We start from the raw sequence: 22,321 nt of genomic DNA on the forward strand, positions 1-22,321 counted from the left end.
TGCTGGAGCCGGCCCTTGAAAGCCCTCGACGAACTGACCTTCGACAATCGCTTCGCCCGCCTCGGCGACGCGTTCTCCGCCCATGTGCTGCCCGAGCCGATCGACAACCCGCGTCTGGTCGTCGCCAGTCCTGCGGCCCTGGCTTTGCTCGATCTCGAGCCGACGACGGCGGACACTCAGGAATTTGCCGAACTGTTCGGCGGCCACAAGCTGTGGGCCGATGCCGAGCCGCGGGCGATGGTCTATTCCGGGCACCAGTTTGGCGGCTACACGCCACAACTGGGCGATGGTCGCGGGCTGTTGCTCGGCGAGGTGTATAACCAGGCCGGCGAACATTGGGATCTGCATCTGAAGGGCGCCGGGCAGACGCCGTTTTCGCGCATGGGCGATGGCCGCGCGGTATTGCGTTCGTCAATCCGTGAATTTCTCGCTTCCGAAGCGCTGCACGCGCTGAACATCCCGTCTTCACGCGCGGCCTGTGTGATCGGCTCCGACACTCCGGTGTGGCGTGAAAAACAGGAACGCGCGGCGATGGTGCTGCGTCTGGCACCGAGCCACATTCGCTTCGGCCACTTCGAATATTTCTATTACACCAAGCGTCCCGAGCAGCAGAAGCAGCTCGGCGAGCATGTATTGGCGATGCACTACCCCGAATGCCTGGAGCAGCCGGAGCCGTATCTGGCGATGTTCCGCGAAATTGTCGAGCGCAATGCCGAACTGATTGCCAAATGGCAGGCGTACGGCTTCTGCCACGGGGTGATGAACACCGACAACATGTCGATCCTCGGCATCACCTTCGACTTCGGCCCGTTCGCCTTTCTTGACGATTTCGACGCCCACTTCATCTGCAACCATTCCGATGATCAGGGTCGCTACTCGTTCAGCAATCAAGTGCCGATCGGCCAGTGGAACCTCAGCGCCCTGGCCCAGGCGTTGACGCCGTTCATCAGCGTCGAAGCCCTGCGCGAAACCCTCGGCCTGTACCTGCCGCTGTTCCAGGCGCACTACCTCGACCTGATGCGCCGCCGCCTCGGCTTCACCACCGCCGAGGATGACGACCAGAAACTGCTCGAAGACCTGCTGCAACTGATGCAGAACAGCGGCGTCGACTACACCTTGTTTTTCCGCCGCCTCGGCGAAGATTCAGCAGAACAGGCTGTCGCCCAATTGCGCGATGACTTCGTCGACATCAAAGGCTTCGACGCCTGGGGCGAGCGTTACGTGGCTCGGGTTGCCCGCGATGGCGACAGCGATCAGGCACAACGCCGCACACGTATGCACGCGGTCAATCCGCTGTACATCCTGCGCAACTACCTGGCGCAAAAGGCCATCGATGCCGCCGAACAAGGCGACTACTCCGAGGTACGCCGGCTGCATGCGGTGTTGAGCAAGCCGTTCGACGAACAGCCGGGAATGGAAGGTTATGCCGAACGGCCGCCGGAGTGGGGCAAGCATCTGGAGATCAGTTGTTCGTCTTGAGGCAGCCTAGATGAATACGTCTACAGGCACCTTGAAGTAGTCGGCCAGCCAGCGAACTTGCCGCAAGTTCAACTTGCGCTTGCCGTTCAGAATTTCCGAAACAACGGATTGAGTACCCACACCCGGCAGGTCGCTCTGAGTCAGTCCATGTTCGCGCATCAGGTAGCCGAGGACCTCTTCGCCGCTCGCCTCGGCCATCGGATGGTGTGCGCGATCCCACTCCCCAATCCAGTCACTGATGATGTCCACCAGACTCGCGAGTGGGTGCGAGCCATCATCACCGGTTATCTCAAGGATCTCGCCGACAGCCTGAACCAAGGCGTCGTAATCCTCTTCATTTTTCGGTTTGCGCAGCAACGGAGAGACAAACTCCCAGTGCTCGGCAACTGTCTTGATCAAACTACTCATACCTTTCCCTCCTTCCATTTGCCCCGATCGTATTCGCGGTGGTCGAGCACATGTTTGATGTAGAGCCTTTGTGACCGATAACTGACAAAAGCGATTAGCCTCAATTTGTTGCCACCAATGTCGAAAACGTGGAGATCACCCACCTTGTCGGTGGCAGGAAATATCGACTTCATTGCCGCGAAGTCCGTTGGATTACTCCTGCTTGCCAGACGAAACCATTGCGCTAGCGCGCTTGCTGCCTGTGACCAGTGCTCCTTGGCCTCTCGAATGGGTTTTTCACTGAACACATGCATGCAACATCCTTATCGCATTCTGCTATGGGGAGTTAATCACAAAATGAAATTATCGCAACTTGCGATACATCCAGGCAGACCAACGGTCTGCCTCGGTACGACTCAGCCTAGATCCAACATTGAAATCCGCATGATTGAAAATATGAGCAAACGTCTCCAACTAGTGTTTATCGCCCTTCACTGGACCTCGTTCATGACCACCCCATTGCTGATCCCCTGCCCCGCCTGCAACGGCCTCAACCGCATCCCCGCCGAACGCCTCGCCGACCAGCCAAAATGCGGGCGCTGCAAGTCCGAGGTACTGCTGAGCAAGCCGTTCGAACTCAAGCAAGGTGACTACGCCAGCCAGATCAAGGGTGATCTGCCGTTGTTGGTGGATGTGTGGGCGGACTGGTGCGGGCCATGCAAGTCCTTTGCGCCGGTATTCGAGCAGGCGGCGGCGCAGTTGGCGGGCAAGTGCCGGTTGGCCAAGCTCGACAGCGAAGCCAATCAGCAGTTGTCGGCGCAGTTGGGGATTCGTTCGATTCCGAGTTTGATTCTGTTCAAGAACGGCCGGGAAGTGGCGCGTCAGAGCGGGGCGTTTCCATTGCCGCAGTTGCTGACGTGGCTGCGTAGCCAGGGCATCTGACCCTCCACAGGCCCCCATGTGGGAGCGAGCTTGCTCGCGAAGGCGCCCGTTCAGTCAACCAAGATGTTGAACGTGCTGGCCGCTTCGCGAGCAGGCTCGCTCCCACAGGAGGGTGGCGTGCAATCCGGAAATCAGTGATCTTCGAGCAGGTTGTGCAGTTCAACGAACTGCTGCGTCAGTTTGTGCCGTGGGTCGAGGTGGATCAGCGGGGTGCTGGCCTGGTGCGACTCGCGCATGCGCACCGAGCTGTTCAGATACACCGGCAGCACCGGCAAGCCCTCGGCAATCAACTCATCGAGAATCTGCTGCGGCAGACTGGCCCGGGCCTGGAACTGGTTGACCACGATGCCTTCGACTTCCAGGCCGTCGTTGTGGTCCTCCTTCAACTCTTCGATCTCCGCCAGCAGCCCGTACAGCGCCTGACGCGAGAAGCTGTCGCAATCGAAGGGAATCAATACCCGATCGGCAGCGATCAGCGCCGACACCGCATAGAAGTTCAGCGCTGGCGGCGTATCGAGATAAATCCGGTCGTATTCGCCGTCCAGCTCATCCAGCAATTTGCGCAGCTTGTTGATCTTGTGCTTGGCCTCAAGCTTGGGCTGCAGATCGGCCAGTTCAGCGGTGGCGGTGATGATGTGCAGGTTGTCGAACGGGGTTTCGTAGATGTCGGCCTGGTTTTTCTTCGAAAACGGCCCGGAAGACAGGGTCTGTTTGAAGAAGTCGGCAATGCCCATGGGGATGTCATCGCCAGTGAGCCCGGTCAGATACTGAGTGGAGTTGGCCTGGGCATCGAGGTCGACCAACAGCGTGCGATAGCCCTCGCTGGCACTCACTGCCGCCAGATTGCAGGCAATGCTGGATTTGCCCACACCCCCTTTCTGATTGAACACCACGCGCCGCATGACAAAACCTCCGTGTATCAAAGAATGACCGAGTGTAGTTGCCTGTGCGTACGCTTCGCTACCTTCAACGACGCGGACTACAGAGTCAGGTGCAAAAATCAGCGGGCACAGAGGGCAAAAACCTGCCGTGTGCGCTGACAGGCCCGACAGACAAATCCGGCACGATGCGGATAATGGCCAAGTGACAGTTTTTCTGCGGACCACTCGGTACATTTTGCTGCGCAAAACGTAACCAACATTTGCTACACACTCGTCGCACCGGGATAATGCGCGCCACCCGGCGCCAAGCGCCACATCAGGTCAGCCGCGGCTTTGGCGACTCAAAGCGTCATAAAAAGCCCGCAGGGGCAGGATGAACATCCGTGATCAACTTCAACATCGCCCAATGGCGCGCATGGGCCCCGGGGCTCGACAGCGTGGACGCGTGGCAGGCCTGGAGCCGACAACCGGTCGTACTCCCGGACAGCGATGCCGCGCCCGATGTGTCGTTTCTGCCCGCCATGCAGCGCCGGCGCCTCAGCCGTCTGGCGCGCATGGCGTTCAGTGTCGGCTGGCCACTGGCCGACGGACGGGAAAACCTGCCGCTGGTGTTTGTTTCACGACACGGCGAAACCCCGCGCACCTTCGAGATCCTCAGTGACCTGGCCAAGGACGAGCCGTTGTCGCCGACTCAGTTCAGCCTGTCGGTGCACAACGCGATCATCGGTCTGTGGTCGATCATGCGCGGCGAAACCAGCGAAATGACGGCCCTTGCGGCCGCAGGCGATGGCCTGGAACATGGCATTCTCGAAGCGGCCGCCCTGCTCGATGAAGGCGCTCCGGCGGTGCTGCTGATCATCACCGAAGAACAGCCGCCCCAAGCCTATTCGCAGTGGATCGACGACGTGCCGTTCCCTTACGCGGTCGGTTTGCTGCTCACCCCCGGTACCGACTGGCGGCTGACCTTGAACAGCGGCCAGGAAGCAGTGTCCAAAGCGCACTGGCCACACGCACTGAACCTGTTGCGAACCCTGCTCGGTCAGCAAACCCATTGCCAACATGCCTGGAAAAATCGTGTATGGACCTGGCAACGCAACCCGTGACCGAGAAAAACCGCGACGCCTACTACTGGCGCCTCCTGGCCACTGCCGCAAGTTTCGCGCTGTTCGGGCTGGGCGGGTTGTGCTTGCGCCTGCTGGTGTTTCCGCTGCTCGGTTGCCTGCCCGGCGATGCCTTGAAACATCGTCAGCGCGCACGGCAGACCGTCAGTCGGCTGTTCTGGTTTTTCGTCCGTTTCATGGCCCGCACCGGTGTGCTGACGTACGACATTCAAGGGGCGGAACGTCTCGGTCGCCCGGGGCAAATGATCATCGCCAACCACCCATCGCTGATCGACGTGGTGTTCCTGATCGGCCTCGTGCGTCAAGCCAATTGCGTGGTGAAGAAAAGCCTGTGGGAAAACCCGTTCACTCGTGGCCCGTTGCGCCGCACCGAATACATCAGCAATGACGGCAGCATGGACATGCTCGACGCCGCCGCCGAGTCCCTGCAAAACGGCCAGACCCTGATCATTTTCCCCGAAGGCACGCGCACTCAGCCCGGTCAGGCGCCCGCCTTTCATCGGGGGGCGGCAGCGATTGCCCTGCGCGGTGCGAAAATCCTTACGCCAGTGGTCATCAAGGTCAATCCGACCACCTTGACCAAGGCCGAACCCTGGTATCGGATCCCCCACCGCCGCGTGCACTTCAGTTTTCGTGTCGGGGCCGATATAGACCCACAGACTTTCGCCACGCAAGGCCCCGCACCGCAGGCCTCGCGCAAGCTCAACGATTATTTGCACTCTTACTTCATTAAGGAGCTCGCCGAAGATGAGCGATCTGAATAACCCTGGCCTGGTGCGCGACATCAAACGGCTGATCATCGATGCCCTGGGCCTCGAAGACATCAGCGTCGACGATATCGGTGACGAACAGACGCTGTTCGGCGAAGGCCTGGGCCTGGATTCTGTCGACGCGCTGGAACTGGGTCTGGCGATCCAGAAAAAATACGGCATCAAGATCGACGCCGACGCCAAAGACACCCGTAACCACTTCACCAACGTGGCGAGCCTTGCGGCATTCGTCACGGCAAAACAGGCAGCTTGAGACCGGACCATGCAAACTCGTGACGACATTTTCAACACCCTGCGCGATGCCTTGGTCGAGCTGTTCGAACTGGATCCGGGGCGCATCAGCCTGGAGTCCAACCTGTATCAGGATCTGGAGATCGACAGCATCGACGCGGTCGATCTGATCGATCACATCAAACGCCAGACCGGCAAGAAAATCGCCGCCGAAGAATTCAAGTCGGTGCGCACCGTCGGTGACGTGGTCGAGGCGGTCTACCGTCTGGTTCAACCGGCCGCATGAGCCGATTGATCGGCCTCGGCCTGCTGCTGGCGGGGCTGCTGTACCCCTTTGCGGTGTATTTCGGCATGGAGCACTTCGCCCCGTGGCAGTTCGGGCTGCTGCTGGGTAGCCTGTGGCTGGCGCGCGCCCTGACTGGCGAGCGCAAGCCAGGCAGTCTGTGGATGGCCTGCGTGGCGATCGTGTTCTGCCTGCTGCTGGCGCTGTTTGACAGTCCGCTGCTGCTGCGCTGGTACCCGGTGCTGATCAGCGGCTTCATGCTGGTGCTGTTCAGCCTGAGCCTGAAATGGGGCCCGCCGATGGTCGAGCGCCTGGCGCGACTGCGCGAGCCGCAACTGCCGCCCGAGGCGATCCGCTACACGCGTCAGGTCACCGTGGCCTGGAGCGTGTTTTTCTTCTGCAACGGTTTGTGCGCCGCGCTCCTGACCCTGTGGGCGCCGCTGCATTGGTGGATGTTGTACACCGGCCTGATCTCCTACGGATTGATCGGCCTGATGTTTGCCATTGAATGGCTGATACGACAACGGGTAAGAGGCCGTAAATGAACTGGATAAAACTTGAGCAACTGTTGCTCAAGGCCCTGCCGGGGCGAGCGATCACCGACACCCCGGCCCTCGACCATGCGCAACTGCGCGAGCAGGCGCTAAGCATTGCCGCCGGCCTGCAGGCACGCGGCGTGCAGCGCATGGCGCTGCACCTGGAAGATGCCGCCGACCTCGCCATCGCCCTGCTCGGGGCCTGGCGCGCCGGCGTCAGCGTCCTGTTGCCCGCGGACCTGCAAGCGCAGACCCGCCAGCGCTGGTCGAGCGAAGTCGATTTGTGGCTGAGCGATCACTCCGATGATTCACACCTGAGCGATCTGTTGCAGCCTGCCCTGCCCGGCGCCGAACTGGATCTCGACCAGTGCCGCCTGAGCCTGTGCACCTCCGGCTCCAGCGGTGAGCCCAAGCGCATCGACAAGACCCTGCGCCAACTGGCCAACGAGGTCGAAGCCCTGGAGCAGCTGTGGGGGGCGGATCTGGGTGAAGCCTGGATCATCGGCAGTGTCGCCACTCAGCACATCTACGGCTTGTTGTTCCGCGTGCTGTGGCCGCTGTGCGCGGGACGGCCGTTCGTGCGCAGGCAACTGGCGTTCCCGGAAGATCTGCAACGCGCCAGCCGCGAGCATCCGGCCTTCGCCTGGGTCGGCAGCCCGGCGCTGCTCAAGCGCATGGGCGACAACCTCGACTGGCCGGCACTGAGTGCCGTGCGCCGGGTGTTTTCCTCTGGCGGTGCATTGCCGGCAGACGCGGCACAGAGCCTGCAGCAACGCTTGCAACAGTGGCCGACCGAAATCCTCGGCAGCTCGGAAACCGGCGGCATCGCCTGGCGCCAAGGCGCCAGCCTGTGGCAGCCCTTCGCCGGGGTTGAACTGAGCCAGGACAGCGACGGCGCCCTGCTGATCGCTTCCCCCTATTTGCCGGCGGGGCATGTCGAACACACCGCCGACGCTGCGTGCATCGCTGCCGACGGGCGTTTCGAGCTGCTTGGGCGGCTGGACCGTATCGTCAAACTCGAAGAGAAGCGCATTTCCCTGCCGATGCTCGAACAGGCACTGGGCGCCAATGACTGGGTCGCCGAAGCACGGCTGGGCGTGGTTCAGGAAAACCGCGCAGTACTCGGCGCCCTGCTGGTGCTCAGCGACGCTGGCCTGTTTGCCTTGCGTGAACACGGCCGCCGCAGCCTGACCGAAGCCCTGCGCAAGCACCTGAGCCAGCATTGCGAAGCGCTGGCCTTGCCCCGGCGCTGGCGTCTGGTGCGGCAACTGCCGCTGAACAGCCAGGGCAAACTGCCCCAGGCCGACATCGAAGCACTGTTGCTGGCGCCACGGCCGAAAGCGCCAGAAGTGCTGGAGCAAGTCGAAACCGACAGCGAGTGGAGCCTGCAATTGAGTGTTCCACCGGATCTGGCCTACTTCAGCGGCCACTTCCCCAAAGCCCCGGTGCTGCCCGGCGTGGTGCAGGTCGAATGGGCACTGAACCTCGGCCGACAACTGCTGAACCTGCCCGGCAAATTTGCCGGCATGGAAGTGCTGAAATTCCAGCAACTGGTGCGCCCGGGCGATGAAGTCCAACTGCATCTGCGTTTCGATCCCGAGCGCGGCAAGCTGTATTTCGCCTACCGCAATGACACCGCGACCTGCTCCAGCGGACGTATCCTGCTAGGAGCCGCCGATGCATAACCTGTGGCGAGGGAGCTTGCTCCCGCTGGGCTGCGCAGCGGCCCCAAACCCGGTTCACGCAAAACTGCGAGCGAGTGTTGCGCACTCGAGCGGGAGCAAGCTCCCTCGTCACAGTGGGGATGTGTTCAATGCATAAGCCTTGCGCCGTGATTCCGGTCTACAACCATGAAACCGCGATCGGCACCGTGGTCGACGCCCTGCTCGCCCAGGACCTGCCGTGCATTCTGGTGGACGACGCCAGCACCCCGTCGTGTGCGCGCGTGCTGGATGCGCTGGCCGAGCGTGATCAGGTGCATCTGGTGCGCCTGACCCTCAATCAGGGCAAGGGCGGTGCGGTGATGACCGGCCTGCGCGAAGCGGCGCGTCTGGGCTTCACCCATGCCCTGCAAGTGGACGCCGACGGCCAGCACGACCTGCACGACGTCGCCCGTTTCGTCGAGGAATCCCGCGCCCACCCGGACGCGATGATCTGCGGTTATCCACTGTTCGACGAGAGCGTGCCCAAGGGCCGCTTGTACGCGCGTTATCTGACTCATGTGATGGTCTGGATCAACACGCTGTCGCTGCAGATCCGCGATTCGATGTGTGGCTTTCGCGTCTATCCGCTGGCCCCGACGCTGGCGCTGATCGACTCGGCGCGGGTCGGCAAGCGCATGGATTTCGACTCCGACATCCTCGTGCGCCTGTCGTGGCGCAACCAGCCGATGCGCTGGCTGCAGACCAGCGTGCATTACCCGCTGGACGGCGTCTCGCACTTCCGCCTGTTCCACGACAACGCGCTGATTTCCAGCATGCATACCCGGTTGTTCTTCGGCATGCTGCTGCGCCTGCCCGTCATCCTCTGGCGACGGTGGCGCACATGAGCGTCGAGACCGACAAGAAGCACTGGGCCGACCGCGAAGAGCGCGGCAGCTTCCTGCTGATGAAATTCACCGCGTTCGCCGCCAAGGTGCTTGGCCGACGCCTGCTCAGTCCGCTGCTGTACGGCATCGTCCTGTACTTCTTCCTGTTCGGCCGTACCGCGCGCAACAGTGCCTGGCAATACCAGCAACGGCTGGCTGACTGGAGCAACCGCGGCGAATTGCGCCCGAGCTACTGGCGCGTGTTCCGCCAGTTCATGGCGTTCGCCGATTCGCTGCTCGACAAGCTCGACGTGTGGAACGGCAAGCTGCGCATCGAGCAAATCGAAATCATCGACCCGGCACTGCTGCGCAATCAGCTGCGCGGCAGTCGCGGGCAACTGCTGGTCGGCGCGCATCTGGGCAACCTCGAAGTGTGCCGCGCACTGGCCGAGATCGGCGAAAAGGTCACCATGAACGTGTTGGTACACACCAAGCACGCCGAACAGTTCAACCGCTTGCTGGGCGAGGCCGGCGCGACCAATCTGCGCCTGATTCAGGTCAGCGAACTGGACCCGGTGATCATGCTGCAACTGCACGAACGCCTGGAGCGCGGCGAGTGGCTGGCGATTGCTGGCGACCGCGTGCCGTTGCACGGCGGGCGCAGCGTCACCGTGGATTTTCTCGGCCACCCGGCAGCGTTTCCGCAAGGCCCGTGGTTGCTGGCCGGTTTGCTCAAGTGTCCGGTCAATCTGCTGATGTGCCTGAAACAACCGGACGGCCACTATCGCCTGACCCTCGAGCCGTTCGCCGACAGCGTGACGTGGACACGCCGCGAGCGCGAGCAGGTCATTCATCAGTGGGCCACCCGCTACGCGCAGCGCCTGAGTCACTATTGCCTCGAAGCCCCGCACCAATGGTTCAACTTTTACCCTTTCTGGAAGACCGATGACGACGCCAACCCATGAGCCGGTAACCTTCGGCGAACGCCCTTTGCGCATCGAAGACGTGCTGGCCCTGGCCAACCGTCAGGCGCCCGTGCAGTTGCAGAGCGACGCCGCTTACCGTGAGCGCATCGCCAAAGGCGCGCGGTTTCTCGATTCGCTGCTGGACAAGGAAGGCGTGATCTACGGCGTGACCACCGGTTACGGCGATTCCTGCGTGGTCGCGGTGCCGCTGCATCACGTCGAGGCACTCCCGCGTCATCTCTACACCTTCCACGGTTGCGGCCTCGGCAAACTGCTCGACCCGCAAGCCACCCGCGCCGTGCTGGCCGCGCGCTTGCAGTCGCTGTGCCACGGCGTGTCCGGCGTGCGAATCGAACTGCTGGAGCGCCTGCACGCCTTCCTTGAGCACGACATTCTGCCGCTGATCCCCGAAGAAGGTTCGGTCGGCGCCAGCGGTGATCTGACGCCGCTGTCCTACGTCGCCGCGACCCTGTCCGGCGAGCGCGAAGTGTGGTTCCGTGGCGAGCGTCGCCAGGCTGCCGACGTGCATCGCGAACTGGGCTGGACGCCGCTGGTGCTGCGCCCGAAAGAAGCGCTGGCGTTGATGAACGGCACCGCAGTGATGACCGGTCTGGCCTGCCTGGCCTACGCCCGCGCCGACTATCTGCTACAACTGGCCACGCGCATCACCGCGCTCAACGTGGTCGCGCTGCAAGGCAACCCGGAACACTTCGACGAGCGTCTGTTCGCCGCCAAGCCGCATCCGGGGCAGATGCAAGTCGCCGCGTGGCTGCGCAAGGATCTGGCGATCGACGCGCCGACCGCGCCGCTGCATCGCCTGCAGGATCGCTACTCGCTGCGCTGCGCCCCACACGTGCTCGGGGTACTGGCCGACAGCCTGAACTGGTTGCGTTCGTTCATCGAGACCGAACTCAACAGCGCCAACGACAACCCGATTATCGACGCCGAAGCCGAGCGCGTGCTGCACGGTGGGCACTTCTACGGCGGGCACATTGCGTTCGCCATGGACAGCCTGAAAAATCTGGTGGCCAACGTCGCCGACCTGCTCGACCGGCAACTCGCGCTGCTGGTCGACGAGCGCTACAACCACGGTTTGCCGAGCAACCTGTCCGGCGCCCCGGCGGATCGCGCCATGATCAACCACGGTTTCAAGGCCGTGCAGATCGGCACCAGCGCCTGGACCGCCGAAGCGCTGAAAAACACCATGCCGGCCAGCGTGTTCTCGCGCTCCACCGAGTGCCACAACCAGGACAAGGTGAGCATGGGCACCATCGCCGCCCGTGACGCGATCCGCGTGCTGGAGCTGACCGAGCAGGTCGCCGCCGCCACGTTGCTCGCGGCCAATCAAGGCGTGTGGTTGCGCGGTCGCGATGAAGACGCGCGTGCGCTGCCACCTTCGCTGGCCGCCATGCACGAAGAGCTGGCCAAGGACTTCCCGCCGGTCATCGAAGACCGTGCACTCGAAGGCGAATTGCGCCTGTGCCTGCAACGCATCGCCGAGCAACACTGGAGGCTGCATGCGTAGCGCCGGAGTGCTGCACGCCGACACGGAAATCCTCGTGCCGTTCTTTGACGTCGACACTATGCACGTGGTCTGGCACGGGCATTACGTCAAATACCTGGAAGTGGCGCGCTGCGCGCTGCTCGACCAGATCGGCCACAACTACACGCAGATGTCCGAGTCCGGTTACGCGTGGCCGATCATCGACCTGCAACTGCGTTATGTGCGCGGCGCGGTGTTCGGCCAGCGCCTGAACGTGCGCGCCAGTCTGGTGGAGTGGGAGAACCGCTTGAAGATCAATTATCTGATCACCGACTTGCAGACCGGCGAACGCCTGACCCGTGCCAGCTCGGTGCAGGTGGCGGTCGAGATCAGCAGCCGCGAGATGCAACTGGCCTCCCCCAAAGTGTTCACCGAAGCGGTGGAAAGGATGCTGCGATGAACCTGTTCTGCAAAGGCCTTGGCGCGCTGGCGCTGCTCGCCGTGTCGACGCTGGCCAACGCCTTCGACCTGCAACAGCTCAGCGAACAACTGGCGAAACCGGACGTTATCCACGGCCAGTTCATTCAGGAAAAGCACCTGCGCGCCCTGCCTCAGCCGTTGCTCAGCAAGGGCAGCTTCGTGCTGGCGAAAAACCACGGGCTGCTCTGGCTGCTCAAGACCCCGCTTCAGCAGGACTATCGCATCACCGCCAACGGCATCGCCCGTCGTGACGGCAACGCTTGGCAGTTGCTGCCGAACAAGAGCGCCGGTGCCGAACAGAACCGTTTGTTCCTCGCCGTGCTGCAAGGTGACAGCAGCGGCTTGCAGCGGGATTTCGAACTGGCCCTGAGCGGCGACGCACAGCAGTGGAAACTCACCCTGACCCCGCGTTCGGTGCTGCTCAAGCAAGTGTTCAATCAGATCAATATCAACGGTGGTGAGCTGGTACAGACCATCGAACTGCTGGAAACCCAGGGCGACAGCACCGTGCTGCGCATGCAGGACAGCACTGCAAACCAGCCGTTGAGCGAAGCGGAGCAACATGACTTTGCCGAGTGAACGCAGGCTGCCGTGGCTGTTCCTGATCCTGCTGCTGGCGGTTGTCGCGCTGGCCGGGTGGCAGTGGCGCGACGGTGCGCCGCTGTCGGCCAACCTCATGGAACTGGTGCCTGGGACCAACCCTGACGCCCTCGAACTGCGCGCCGAACAGCGCATGCAGGAGCCGCTCAATCGGGAAATGCTGGTGCTGGTCGGGCACACCGATCGCCAGCAAGCGCTGGCCATGGCGCAAACCCTCGGCGAGCAATGGCAATCCAGCGGTCTGTTCGAAAAGGTTCAGTGGAACCTGCAGGCGGATCTGCCGGCGCTGCGCACGCAACTGCTGCAAGGGCGGCTGGCGATGCTCTCGGCGGATGACAGGCAACTGCTGACCGAGCATCCCGATGCGTTCATTCAGCAACGGGTGCAGGCGCTGTTCGACCCGTTCAACGGTTTCACACTGGTACCGAGCCAGGACGACTGGCTGGGCCTGACCGGACGCATCCAGAACAGCCAGCCGAAACACGGTGCGGTGCAACTGGACATCGGCAGCGGCGCACTGGTCGCCGATGCCGACGGCAAGCGCTGGGTGCTGCTGCGCGCGCGCACCACCGGCAATGCCTTCGACATGAACCTGCCGCTGAAAGTCGCCGATTTGCTGCAGCACAGTCGCGAGCAAGCAGCGAAATCCGATGTACAACTGTTGGCCGCCAGCGGCCTGCTGTACGCCGCCAACGGTCAGCAGCAAGCCACCCGCGAAATGACCTGGGTCGGCGGCGGCGCCACCCTCGGTATTCTGCTGTTGCTGCTGTTGGCGTTCCGCCGCTGGCGGGTGCTGCTGGCGTTCGTGCCGGTGCTGGTGGGCATGCTGTTCGGCGCGGTGGCCTGCGTCGCGGTGTTCGGCCACATGCATGTGATGACGCTGGTGCTCGGCTCCAGCCTGATCGGCGTGGCGGTGGATTACCCGCTGCACTATCTGTCGAAAAGCTGGAGCCTCAAGCCGTGGCGCAGTTGGCCGGCGCTGCGCCTGACCCTGTCCGGGCTGACGCTGAGCCTGATCACCAGCGCCATCGGTTATCTGGCGCTGGCCTGGACGCCCTTTCCGGCGTTGACGCAAATCGCGGTGTTCTCCGCTGCCGGCTTGCTCGGCGCGTATCTGTCGGCGGTGTGCCTGCTGCCGGCCCTGCTGAAAAACGTTGAGCTGCAACCGGCGCAATGGCCGCTGCGCCTGGCCGAGCGCTTGGTGCAACTGCGCGAAAACCTGCTCGAACACGTGCGCACCCCGGTGCTGCTGGCGCTGCTGATCGCCTTCTGCGCTGGCGGTCTGGTGCAGCTGCAAAGCAAGAACGACATTCGTCAATGGGTAGGTGCGCCACAACGCCTGACCGATGAGGCGCAGGCCATCGCGCGCATCACCGGCTACCAGCCGACCAGCCAGTTCTTTCTGGTGCGCGGGGCCAATCAGCAGGAATTGCTGGAGCGTCAGGCCGCGCTGAGCGAACGCCTGCAGCAACTGGTCAACCTCGACAAACTGCAAGGCTATCTGGCCCTCGACCAACTGCTCAGTCCGCCGAGCCAGCAACAGCAAGTGCGCGAAGCGCTGAGCAAACTGCCGCAATACTGGCAGCCATTGCTCGACCTCGGCGTGCCGCTCGCGGCGTTGCAAACCGAGTTGCAGCAGTTGCAGAACCTGCCTGCCGAAGACATCGACGCGGCACTGGCCGGGCCGTTGGGCGAACCCTACCGCACGCTGTGGCTCGGCCCGACCGAAGACGGCGTGGCGGCGATGACCAGCCTGCAAGGCCTGAACAATCCGTCACTGCTGCGAGTGCAGGCGCTGGACTTGCCGGGAGTGATGCTGGTCGATCGGCTCGGTGAATTGAACAACGTGTTTGCCGCGACCCAGATCAGCGCCGCCGAACTGAAACTCGCCTCCTGCGTGTTGATCGTGCTGGTGCTGATCGTGCCGTTCGGCTTCGGCGGCGCGTTGCGCATCGTCGCCCTGCCGCTGCTGGCGGCGCTGTGCAGCCTGGCCAGCCTCGGTTGGCTCGGTCAGCCGCTGACCCTGTTCAGCCTGTTCGGCCTGCTGCTGGTGACGGCGATCAGCGTCGATTACGCGATCCTGATGCGTGAACAGGTTGGCGGTGCGGCGGTGAGTCTGCTGGGCACCCTGCTGGCGGCGCTGACGACCTGGTTGTCGTTCGGTCTGCTGGCCGTTTCCAGTACGCCGGCGGTGAGCAATTTTGGCCTGGCAGTGAGCCTCGGTCTGGCCTTCAGCTTCATTCTCGCGCCATGGGCCGGACGTCACGCCCACAGCACCAGCGTCGCGGAGCCGGCAGCGTGATGGTCGTCGGCTTCTGGTTCATGGCCCTGGCGCTGTTCGCCGTGGCGACCCGTATCGGTCGGCACTTCGGCCTGATTCCGATCGTCAGCCAGTTGCTGCTGGCCAGCTTCGGTTTGCCGCTGTTGATGTACTTCTGGATTGAGCCGACCTGGCAACTCAACGGCGCCGAACTGATTGCACCAGGGTGGTTGAAAGACCTCTACAGTTTGAGTTTCGCGCTGCTGCTCGGGCACATTCTCAGTGATGTGATCGACCTGCGTCTGGATCGCCAGAGCGTGAAAGTCGCGGTGCCGAGTTTTGTTGTACCGTTCGCCTGCGGCCTGGCCGTCGCCTGCTGGCTGCTGCCGGCGCAACCGTGGCTGAACTCGCTGGCGATCGGGCTGGTGTTCGCAATCACCGCGATCCCGGTGCTGTACCTGTACCTGCGCCACATCGACTACCCGCCCGCCGCCACCCGGCGTCTGGTACAAACCGCAATCCTCATCGACCTGACCTGCTGGACGCTGTTCGGCCTCGCTCAGGGCAGCCTGCATCTGAGCAGCCTGTTGCTGCCGCTGGGACTGGCCTGCGTGCCGCTGCTGTTGCATCTGTTGCGCGTGCGCCGACCGCTGACCTACAGCCTCGGCTTCTTTGCGCTGCTGGTGTTGGCCGAGCATTACAAACTCAACGCGCTGATTTTCGGCATCGGTTATCTGCTGTGTATGGCCTTGCTGAAAGTGCCGTTGGTGCTGCCATTGCCGGCGCGGTGGATGAGCCGCTTGCAGACGTGGATCGCGATCCCGCTGATCCTCACCTTCGGCATCGTGCAGATCGACGTGCACAGCGCCCTCGCCAGCCTCGGTGCGCTGCAATGGGCGGCGCTGCTGCTGTTGCCGATTGCCAGTAAACTGCTCGGCAACTGGCTCGGGCTGGGCTGGGCCGGTGCATCGTTCGAAGGCGCCAGCCGCTGGCGTGAAAGCGTGTTGCTGAATATTCGCGGCCTGAGCGAAATCGTCTTTCTCAACCTGTTGCTGCAACAACAGCTCATCAGCCCGGCGCTGTACTTCGCGCTGATGCTGATGGGCCTGATCGCGACGCTGTTGCCGGCCCTGATCGGCCTGCACCGCGCGCCTATGAAAACCAGCGCCACTGCGCCCGGGAGCTCACGTGCCAATCGTTGAAATGGAATCCCGTCAGGTCGTGATCATTGGCGCGGGCCCCTCCGGGGCCATCGCCGCCGCGTTGCTCAAGCGCCAGGGCCACGATGTGCTGGTGATCGAGCGCCAGCATTTCCCGAGGTTTTCCATCGGCGAAAGCCTGCTCAGCCATTGCCTGGATTTCGTCGAAGAAGCCGGCATGCTCGATGCAGTCAATGCCGCCGGTTTCCAGCGCAAGACCGGTGCCGCCTTCGCTTGGGGCGAGCGCTACAGCGCTTTCGATTTCAGCGACACCTTCACCGCAGGCAAGCCGACCACGTTCCAGGTGCAGCGCGCCGACTTCGATAAGCTGCTGGCTGATCAGGCTGAATTGCAGGGTGCCGAATTCCGTTACGGCGATGCCATCGTCCGCGTCGATTTCGACCGGGCCAGACCGCAGCTTGACGTGCTGCGCGAAGACGGCAGCGAGTACCGCATCGAAGCGGACTTTGTGCTCGACGCCAGCGGTTACGGGCGCGTGCTATCGCGTTTGCTTGATCTGGAAGCGCCGTCGAATTTCCCGGTGCGCCAGGCAGTATTCACCCACGTTGAAGATCACATCGATAACCCGGCCTTCGACCGCGAGAAGATCCTCGTCACCACCCACCCCGAGCACCGCGACATCTGGTTCTGGACGATCCCGTTCAGCAACGGGCGCTGCTCGGTGGGCGTGGTGGCTGCTGCCGAGCACTTCAAGGGGCGCGACAGCGATCTGGATGCCTGCCTGCGCGGTTTCATCGGCGAAACGCCGAGCCTCGCCGCTGTATTGAACAACGCGGTGTGGGACACCCCGGCGCGCACCCTCGGCGGTTATGCGGCCAATGTGAAAACCCTGCACGGTCCGGGCTTCGCCCTGCTTGGCAACGCGGCGGAATTTCTCGACCCGGTGTTCTCCTCCGGCGTGACCATCGCCATGCGTTCGGCGAGCATGGCCGCCGCTGTCCTGCACCGGCAGTTGCAGGGGGAAATCGTCGATTGGCAGCGCGAGTTCGCCGAGCCGCTCAAACGTGGCGTCGACACCTTCCGCTGCTACGTCGAGGGCTGGTATGCCGGCACCTTTCAGGACGTGATTTTTTATCAAGACAGTCAGGCGGACATTCGCCGAATGATCTGCTCGATCCTCGCCGGCTACGCCTGGGATGAACGCAATCCGTTCGTCAGCGAAGCACGCCGCCGACTGAAGATGATTTCCGAACTCTGTGCAAAGGACGCCCCATGAATTACTTGAGCGACAGCTACGTCGAGGAAACCCGCTTCGGTTTCTGGTTCCTGCGCAGCCACACCTGGCAGCACCATGTGCTGCGCGTGGCGATCAACGATTTACGCGGATTGTTCAGCGAGTCGCTGCCGGCCAATCCGGTGCTGCTGGACGCTGGTTGCGGTCAGGGCAAATCGTTCCGCCACCTGCACCAGACCTTCGCCCCACAGCATCTGATCGGCGTCGACGCCGACCCGCACAGCCTGCAATTGAGCGCCGAAGAAGCGGCGCGGCAGGGCTTCGACGTCGAGCTGATCGGCAGCGACTGCGCGACGCTCAATGTGGCCGATGCCAGTGTTGACCTGCTGTTCTGCCACCAGACCTTTCATCATCTGGTCGAGCAGGAAAAAGCCCTCGCCGAGTTCTACCGCGTGCTCAAACCGGGTGGTTATCTGCTGTTCGCCGAGTCCACCGAGGCATACATTGATACTTGGGTGATCCGCTGGCTGTTCCGCCATCCGATGCAGGTGCAAAAGAGCGCGGCGCAGTACCTGGAGATGATTCGCCAGCAGGGTTTCGAGTTTGGCGAGCGCAATGTTTCGTACCCGTATTTGTGGTGGAGCCGGTCGAAGGATTTCGGACTGCTGGAACGGTTCGGATTGCGCCGGCCGAAGCCGTTTGGCGAGCGTGAGGAAACGTTGGTGAACGTTGTCGCCCGCAAGCCATTGCAGGAATCCATCTGATGTACCACTTTCGATCAGCACAGCTAAACCCCTGTGGGAGCTGGCTTGCCAGCGATAGCGGTGTGTCAGTTAACCAAAATGCTGGATGTGCCGCCGCCATCGCTGGCAAGCCAGCTCCCACAAGGTTTGCGGTATGGCTGATTTTGGTGGCATTTGCTTTGCTGAGTGGTTGCGCCAGCCAGGCCCCGCTGCCCGCGAGCGACCCGACGCTGCCGTTACCGCTGCAACTGCACATCGAGCGCCAACAGGCCGATCAGCGTCAGGACTGGCTGTTGGTGATCCAGCGCGAAGGCCCCGGGATCCGCTGGTCGATGATGGATCCGCTGGGCATTCCCCAGGCCCGTCAGCAACTGATCGACGGGCGCTGGCAGGCCGACGGGCTGCTGCCGCCCAATCCCGAAGCCCGGGAGCTGTTTGCCGCGCTGCTGTTCGCCCTGACCCCGTCCGGCGAACTGGCGCGCACTTACCCCACCGCGCAGCAGCAGGGCGAGCAACGCACGCTGGCGCCGCGCTGGACGATCCGTTATGCACAACCGTTGAGTTTCCAATTGAATCTGCCCCAAGGCCCGCACTATCGGGTTTCTCCTCTCGGTGAGCCGACGCCATGACTGCCTACCTCAATGCCCTCGGCGTGATCTGCGCGCTGGGCCGCGACAAGCAACAGGTCGCGCAGAACCTGTTTGCCGGTGACTGCTCGGGCATGCGCCGCGAGTCCGGCTGGGTTGCCGAGCGTGAATTGCCCGTGGCGGCGGTGCATGGTGAGCTGGCGCCTATTCCGGCCGAACTGACCGACCAGCGCAGCCGCAACAATCAACTGCTGCTGGAAGCCGCGCTGCAGATTCGCGAGGACATCGACCGGGCCATCCAGACGTATGGTCGCGAGCGCATCGGCGTGGTGCTCGGCACCAGCACCTCGGGGATCGACGAGGCCAGCCGCGGGCTGGCGCACTACCTTCGCGAGCAGCAGTTCCCTGGCGAGTACGACTATCGGCAACAGGAACTCGGCGCGCCGGCTAACTTTCTCGCCGATTGGCTGCAGCTCAGCGGCCCGGCCTACGTGATTTCCACCGCCTGCACGTCCAGTGCGCGGGCGTTGATGAGCGCACAGCGCCTGCTTGATCTGGGCCTGTGCGATGCGGTGCTGTGCGGCGGGGTCGACAGCCTGTGCAAACTGACGCTCAACGGTTTCAGCGCGCTGGAAGCGGTGTCCGACGAGCGCTGCAATCCGTTCTCGGCCAACCGTAACGGCATCAACATCGGCGAAGCGGCGGTGCTGTTTCTGATGAGCCAGCAGCGCAGCGACGGCCCGGCCATTGCCCTGCTCGGCAGCGGCGCCAGCTCCGACGCGCACCATATTTCCGCGCCGGAACCGAGCGGTCGCGGCGCCCTGCAAGCCATGCAGAAAGCCTTGAGCCGCGCACAGTTGCAAGCGGCGCACATCAGCTACCTGAACCTGCATGGCACCGCGACCCAGCACAACGATGCGATGGAAAGTCTGGCAGTCGCCACGCTGTTTCCCGACGGCGTGGCCTGCTCGTCGACCAAGCCGATGACCGGTCACACCCTCGGCGCGGCCGGTGCGCTGGAAGCAGCGTTCTGCTGGCTGAGCCTGAGCGCCGACAACCCGCAACAAGCCTTGCCGCCCCACGTCTGGGACGCCCAGCCCGACCCCGACTTGCCGGCGCTGAAGTGGGTGACCGCGAGCGAACGCCTGTCGTCCATTGCACCCCGCTACCTGATGAGCAATTCGTTTGCCTTCGGCGGCAACAACGTCAGCCTGATTATCGGAGACGCTCCATGAATGACTGGCCGCTCGCCGAACTGCTGCCCCACGCTGGCGACATGATCCTGATCGACCGCATCCTCAGCTTCGACGAAGAGCAGATCCACACCCGCCTCACCGTCAAGCCCGACGGTTTGTTCAACCTGCCAGACGGCAGCCTGCCGGCGTGGGTCGGCATCGAGTTGATGGCGCAAAGCGTAGCCGCCTTCGCCGGTTGCCACGCACGGCAGAAGGGCAACCCGGTCGCGCTGGGTTTCCTCCTCGGGACACGTAAATTCGAGTGCAACGTCGAGGCGTTTCCGGCCGGCAGCGAACTGATCATCCACGGCATCCGTTCGCTGGAAGACGACAACGGCATGGGTGTTTTCGAATGCCACATCAACGCCCCCGGCATCGAGGCCAGCGCACGTTTGAACGTGTTCCGCCCGCCGCAGCCCAGCCAATATCTTGAACAAAACAGGGAGTCGAACGATGACTGAATCCGTACTGGTCACCGGCTCCAGCCGTGGTATCGGCCGCGCCATTGCCTTGCGTCTGGCACAGGCCGGGCGCGACATCGTCCTGCATTGCCGCAGCGGCGTTGCCGAAGCGCAAGCGGTGCAGACCGAGATCGAAGCGCTGGGCCGTCACGCGCGCATCCTGCAATTCGACGTCGCCGACCGCGAAGCCTGCAAAACCATCCTTGAAGCTGACGTCGAAACCCACGGCGCTTATTACGGCGTGGTGCTTAACGCCGGCCTGACCCGCGATGGCGCTTTTCCGGCGTTGAGCGATGACGATTGGGACGTGGTGCTGCGCACAAACCTCGACGGTTTCTACAACGTCCTGCACCCGGTGATGATGCCGATGATCCGTCGTCGCGCCGCCGGTCGGATCGTCTGCATCACCTCGGTGTCGGGTTTGATCGGCAACCGGGGCCAGGTCAACTACAGCGCCTCCAAGGCCGGAGTGATCGGCGCTGCGAAGGCGTTGGCGATCGAACTGGGCAAGCGCAAAATCACGGTTAACTGCGTCGCGCCGGGCCTGATCGACACAGCGATGCTGGATGAAAACGTGCCGGTGGAAGAGCTGATGAAAATGATCCCCGCACAACGCATGGGCACCCCGCAAGAGGTCGCTGCTGCGGTGAATTTCCTGATGTCGGCGGAAGCCTCGTACATCACCCGCCAGGTCCTGGCGGTCAACGGAGGCTTGTGCTGATGAAGCGCGTTGTCGTCACCGGCATGGCCGGCATCACTTCGCTTGGCAGCGACTGGCAGACCATCGCCGGCAACTTCGCGGCCAACCGCAGCGGCATTCGCCGCATGCACGAGTGGGACCGTTTCAGCGAACTCAACACCCGTCTGGCCGGACCGATCGATGATTTTGTCGTGCCGCCGCACTGGACCCGCAAGCAACTGCGCAGCATGGGCCGGGTTTCGCGGCTGGCCGTAGGCGCGGCAGAACAGGCACTGGCCGACGCCGGCCTGCTCGGCGATGAATCGATCAAGGACGGGCGCATGGGCGTAGCCTGTGGTTCGTCCACTGGCAGCACCGACGAGATCAAGGCCTTCGGCAACATGCTGCTCAACTCGGTAGCCGAAGGCCTCAACGCCAACTCTTACGTGCGGATGATGCCGCACACCACCGCGGCCAACATCAGCATCTTCTTCGGCCTCACCGGGCGCCTGATCCCGACGTCCAGCGCCTGCACCAGTGGCAGTCAGGGCATTGGCTACGCGTATGAAGCGATCAAGTTCGGACGGCTGCCGCTGATGCTCGCCGGCGGCGCCGAAGAGTTGTGCCCGACCGAAGCCATGGTTTTCGACGCGCTCTACGCCACCAGCCTGAAAAACGATGCGCCACAGACCAGTCCGCGTCCGTACGACAAGGGCCGCGACGGTCTGGTGATCGGCGAAGGCGGCGGCATGCTGGTGCTCGAAGAGCTGGAGCATGCGCTCGCTCGCGGTGCGCGGATCCACGCCGAGATCGTCGGCTTCGGCAGCAACGCCGACGGCCAGCACACCACTCGCCCCGAGCAGATCACCATGCGCCGGGCCATGGAACTGGCGCTGGAAGACGCCGGGCTGACGCCGGATGCCATCGGTTACGTCAATGGACACGGCACGGCTACAGAACAGGGCGACATTGCCGAAACACTGGCGACCAGCAGTCTGTTCGGCGAACACATGCCGATCAGCTCGCAGAAGAGTTTCCTCGGCCACACGCTGGGGGCCTGCGGCGCGCTGGAGTCGTGGTTCAGCATCGAAATGCTCAATCGCGACCTGTACGTGCACACGCTCAACCTCGACGAGGTCGACCCGCACTGCGGCAAGCTCGATTACCTGCGCGGCGAATTCCGCCAGATGCATCACGAGTACGTGATGAACAACAATTTCGCTTTTGGTGGCGTCAACACCTCGTTGATTTTCCGCCGCTGGCACTGACCGCAACAC

At 63.0% G+C, this 22,321-nt stretch carries 25 protein-coding genes; 22 read left to right on the forward strand and 3 right to left on the reverse strand.

The annotated features are described in order from the left end of the window. The first annotated feature begins 15 nt into the window (after nt 1-15). The gene (gene selO / locus AB1J88_RS18405; protein ID WP_430291664.1) at nt 16-1,479 is read left to right on the forward strand and encodes a protein adenylyltransferase SelO; all 1,464 of its coding nucleotides are present in this window, start codon (nt 16-18) and stop codon (nt 1,477-1,479) included. 6 nt (nt 1,480-1,485) lie between these two features. Here the strand turns inward: selO and AB1J88_RS18410 are convergent, their stop codons facing one another. Then, complete coding sequence (locus AB1J88_RS18410; RefSeq protein ID WP_430291666.1) at nt 1,486-1,887, reverse strand: helix-turn-helix domain-containing protein; 402 nt, start codon at nt 1,885-1,887, stop codon at nt 1,486-1,488. Then, on the reverse strand, nt 1,884-2,180 hold the full coding sequence (locus AB1J88_RS18415) for a type II toxin-antitoxin system HigB family toxin (protein WP_430291667.1): 297 nt from the start codon (nt 2,178-2,180) through the stop codon (nt 1,884-1,886). Before AB1J88_RS18415 ends, AB1J88_RS18410 begins: the two co-directional genes overlap by 4 nt. A gap of 193 nt (nt 2,181-2,373) precedes the next feature. Here AB1J88_RS18415 and trxC point away from each other — a divergent pair, with 193 nt between their 5' ends. After that, nucleotides 2,374-2,808 carry a thioredoxin TrxC gene (gene trxC / locus AB1J88_RS18420; protein ID WP_430292698.1) on the forward strand — a complete coding sequence of 145 codons (435 nt, stop codon included), beginning with the start codon at nt 2,374-2,376 and terminating at the stop codon, nt 2,806-2,808. 131 nt (nt 2,809-2,939) lie between these two features. Here the strand turns inward: trxC and AB1J88_RS18425 are convergent, their stop codons facing one another. After that, nucleotides 2,940-3,710, reverse strand: coding sequence for a ParA family protein (locus AB1J88_RS18425; RefSeq protein WP_041074859.1), 771 nt, complete (start codon nt 3,708-3,710; stop codon nt 2,940-2,942). Between the two features lie 362 nt (nt 3,711-4,072). Between AB1J88_RS18425 and AB1J88_RS18430 the strand changes: the two genes are divergently transcribed. The 20 genes from AB1J88_RS18430 (at nt 4,073) to AB1J88_RS18525 (ending at nt 22,312) form a co-directional block, all read left to right on the forward strand. Further along, nucleotides 4,073-4,792 (forward strand): beta-ketoacyl synthase chain length factor, encoded by a 720-nt coding sequence (locus AB1J88_RS18430; RefSeq protein ID WP_041074861.1) that lies wholly within the window; start codon nt 4,073-4,075, stop codon nt 4,790-4,792. Beyond that, a complete protein-coding gene (locus tag AB1J88_RS18435; protein WP_041074863.1) occupies nt 4,768-5,574 on the forward strand; it encodes a lysophospholipid acyltransferase family protein in 807 nt (268 codons plus the stop codon). Before AB1J88_RS18430 ends, AB1J88_RS18435 begins: the two co-directional genes overlap by 25 nt. After that, the gene (locus AB1J88_RS18440; protein WP_041074865.1) at nt 5,558-5,833 is read left to right on the forward strand and encodes a phosphopantetheine-binding protein; all 276 of its coding nucleotides are present in this window, start codon (nt 5,558-5,560) and stop codon (nt 5,831-5,833) included. Before AB1J88_RS18435 ends, AB1J88_RS18440 begins: the two co-directional genes overlap by 17 nt. A 9-nt stretch (nt 5,834-5,842) precedes the next feature. Further along, nucleotides 5,843-6,097, forward strand: coding sequence for an acyl carrier protein (locus AB1J88_RS18445; RefSeq protein ID WP_041074867.1), 255 nt, complete (start codon nt 5,843-5,845; stop codon nt 6,095-6,097). Then, nucleotides 6,094-6,639 (forward strand): hypothetical protein, encoded by a 546-nt coding sequence (locus tag AB1J88_RS18450; RefSeq protein WP_086793854.1) that lies wholly within the window; start codon nt 6,094-6,096, stop codon nt 6,637-6,639. Before AB1J88_RS18445 ends, AB1J88_RS18450 begins: the two co-directional genes overlap by 4 nt. Next, nucleotides 6,636-8,315 carry an AMP-binding protein gene (locus tag AB1J88_RS18455; protein ID WP_430291669.1) on the forward strand — a complete coding sequence of 560 codons (1,680 nt, stop codon included), beginning with the start codon at nt 6,636-6,638 and terminating at the stop codon, nt 8,313-8,315. Before AB1J88_RS18450 ends, AB1J88_RS18455 begins: the two co-directional genes overlap by 4 nt. 128 nt (nt 8,316-8,443) lie before the next feature. Further along, nucleotides 8,444-9,178 carry a glycosyltransferase family 2 protein gene (locus tag AB1J88_RS18460; protein ID WP_430291670.1) on the forward strand — a complete coding sequence of 245 codons (735 nt, stop codon included), beginning with the start codon at nt 8,444-8,446 and terminating at the stop codon, nt 9,176-9,178. After that, nucleotides 9,175-10,122, forward strand: coding sequence for a glycosyl transferase (locus tag AB1J88_RS18465; RefSeq protein WP_430291671.1), 948 nt, complete (start codon nt 9,175-9,177; stop codon nt 10,120-10,122). Before AB1J88_RS18460 ends, AB1J88_RS18465 begins: the two co-directional genes overlap by 4 nt. Next, nucleotides 10,103-11,647, forward strand: a complete 1,545-nt coding sequence (locus AB1J88_RS18470) for an HAL/PAL/TAL family ammonia-lyase (protein WP_430291672.1) — start codon at nt 10,103-10,105, stop codon at nt 11,645-11,647. Before AB1J88_RS18465 ends, AB1J88_RS18470 begins: the two co-directional genes overlap by 20 nt. Beyond that, entirely contained in the window at nt 11,640-12,065 is a 426-nt protein-coding gene (locus tag AB1J88_RS18475; RefSeq protein WP_041074875.1) for an acyl-CoA thioesterase, read from the forward strand. Before AB1J88_RS18470 ends, AB1J88_RS18475 begins: the two co-directional genes overlap by 8 nt. Further along, the gene (locus AB1J88_RS18480; RefSeq protein ID WP_430291674.1) at nt 12,062-12,664 is read left to right on the forward strand and encodes an outer membrane lipoprotein carrier protein LolA; all 603 of its coding nucleotides are present in this window, start codon (nt 12,062-12,064) and stop codon (nt 12,662-12,664) included. The genes AB1J88_RS18475 and AB1J88_RS18480 overlap by 4 nt, the downstream gene beginning before the upstream one ends. Beyond that, on the forward strand, nt 12,648-14,987 hold the full coding sequence (locus tag AB1J88_RS18485) for an MMPL family transporter (protein ID WP_430291675.1): 2,340 nt from the start codon (nt 12,648-12,650) through the stop codon (nt 14,985-14,987). Before AB1J88_RS18480 ends, AB1J88_RS18485 begins: the two co-directional genes overlap by 17 nt. Continuing rightward, the gene (locus tag AB1J88_RS18490; RefSeq protein ID WP_430291676.1) at nt 14,984-16,147 is read left to right on the forward strand and encodes a sodium:proton antiporter; all 1,164 of its coding nucleotides are present in this window, start codon (nt 14,984-14,986) and stop codon (nt 16,145-16,147) included. The genes AB1J88_RS18485 and AB1J88_RS18490 overlap by 4 nt, the downstream gene beginning before the upstream one ends. Next, nucleotides 16,134-17,381: an NAD(P)/FAD-dependent oxidoreductase gene (locus AB1J88_RS18495; RefSeq protein ID WP_430291677.1), complete on the forward strand. Its 1,248-nt coding sequence runs from the start codon at nt 16,134-16,136 to the stop codon at nt 17,379-17,381. The genes AB1J88_RS18490 and AB1J88_RS18495 overlap by 14 nt, the downstream gene beginning before the upstream one ends. Further along, nucleotides 17,378-18,103, forward strand: a complete 726-nt coding sequence (locus AB1J88_RS18500; protein ID WP_222017089.1) for a class I SAM-dependent methyltransferase — start codon at nt 17,378-17,380, stop codon at nt 18,101-18,103. Before AB1J88_RS18495 ends, AB1J88_RS18500 begins: the two co-directional genes overlap by 4 nt. Further along, nucleotides 18,103-18,711, forward strand: a complete 609-nt coding sequence (locus AB1J88_RS18505) for a hypothetical protein (RefSeq protein WP_183082828.1) — start codon at nt 18,103-18,105, stop codon at nt 18,709-18,711. The genes AB1J88_RS18500 and AB1J88_RS18505 overlap by 1 nt, the downstream gene beginning before the upstream one ends. Then, nucleotides 18,708-19,904 (forward strand): beta-ketoacyl-[acyl-carrier-protein] synthase family protein, encoded by a 1,197-nt coding sequence (locus AB1J88_RS18510; RefSeq protein ID WP_430291678.1) that lies wholly within the window; start codon nt 18,708-18,710, stop codon nt 19,902-19,904. The genes AB1J88_RS18505 and AB1J88_RS18510 overlap by 4 nt, the downstream gene beginning before the upstream one ends. Further along, complete coding sequence (locus AB1J88_RS18515; RefSeq protein WP_430291679.1) at nt 19,901-20,365, forward strand: hotdog family protein; 465 nt, start codon at nt 19,901-19,903, stop codon at nt 20,363-20,365. The genes AB1J88_RS18510 and AB1J88_RS18515 overlap by 4 nt, the downstream gene beginning before the upstream one ends. After that, the gene (fabG, locus tag AB1J88_RS18520; protein ID WP_430291680.1) at nt 20,358-21,086 is read left to right on the forward strand and encodes a 3-oxoacyl-ACP reductase FabG; all 729 of its coding nucleotides are present in this window, start codon (nt 20,358-20,360) and stop codon (nt 21,084-21,086) included. Before AB1J88_RS18515 ends, fabG begins: the two co-directional genes overlap by 8 nt. Beyond that, nucleotides 21,086-22,312, forward strand: coding sequence for a beta-ketoacyl-ACP synthase (locus AB1J88_RS18525; RefSeq protein WP_430291681.1), 1,227 nt, complete (start codon nt 21,086-21,088; stop codon nt 22,310-22,312). The genes fabG and AB1J88_RS18525 overlap by 1 nt, the downstream gene beginning before the upstream one ends. The last annotated feature ends 9 nt before the right edge of the window (nt 22,313-22,321 follow it).

It is taken from the genome of Pseudomonas sp. S8 (genome assembly GCF_050473925.1).
GTDB lineage: Bacteria > Pseudomonadota > Gammaproteobacteria > Pseudomonadales > Pseudomonadaceae > Aquipseudomonas > Aquipseudomonas parakoreensis.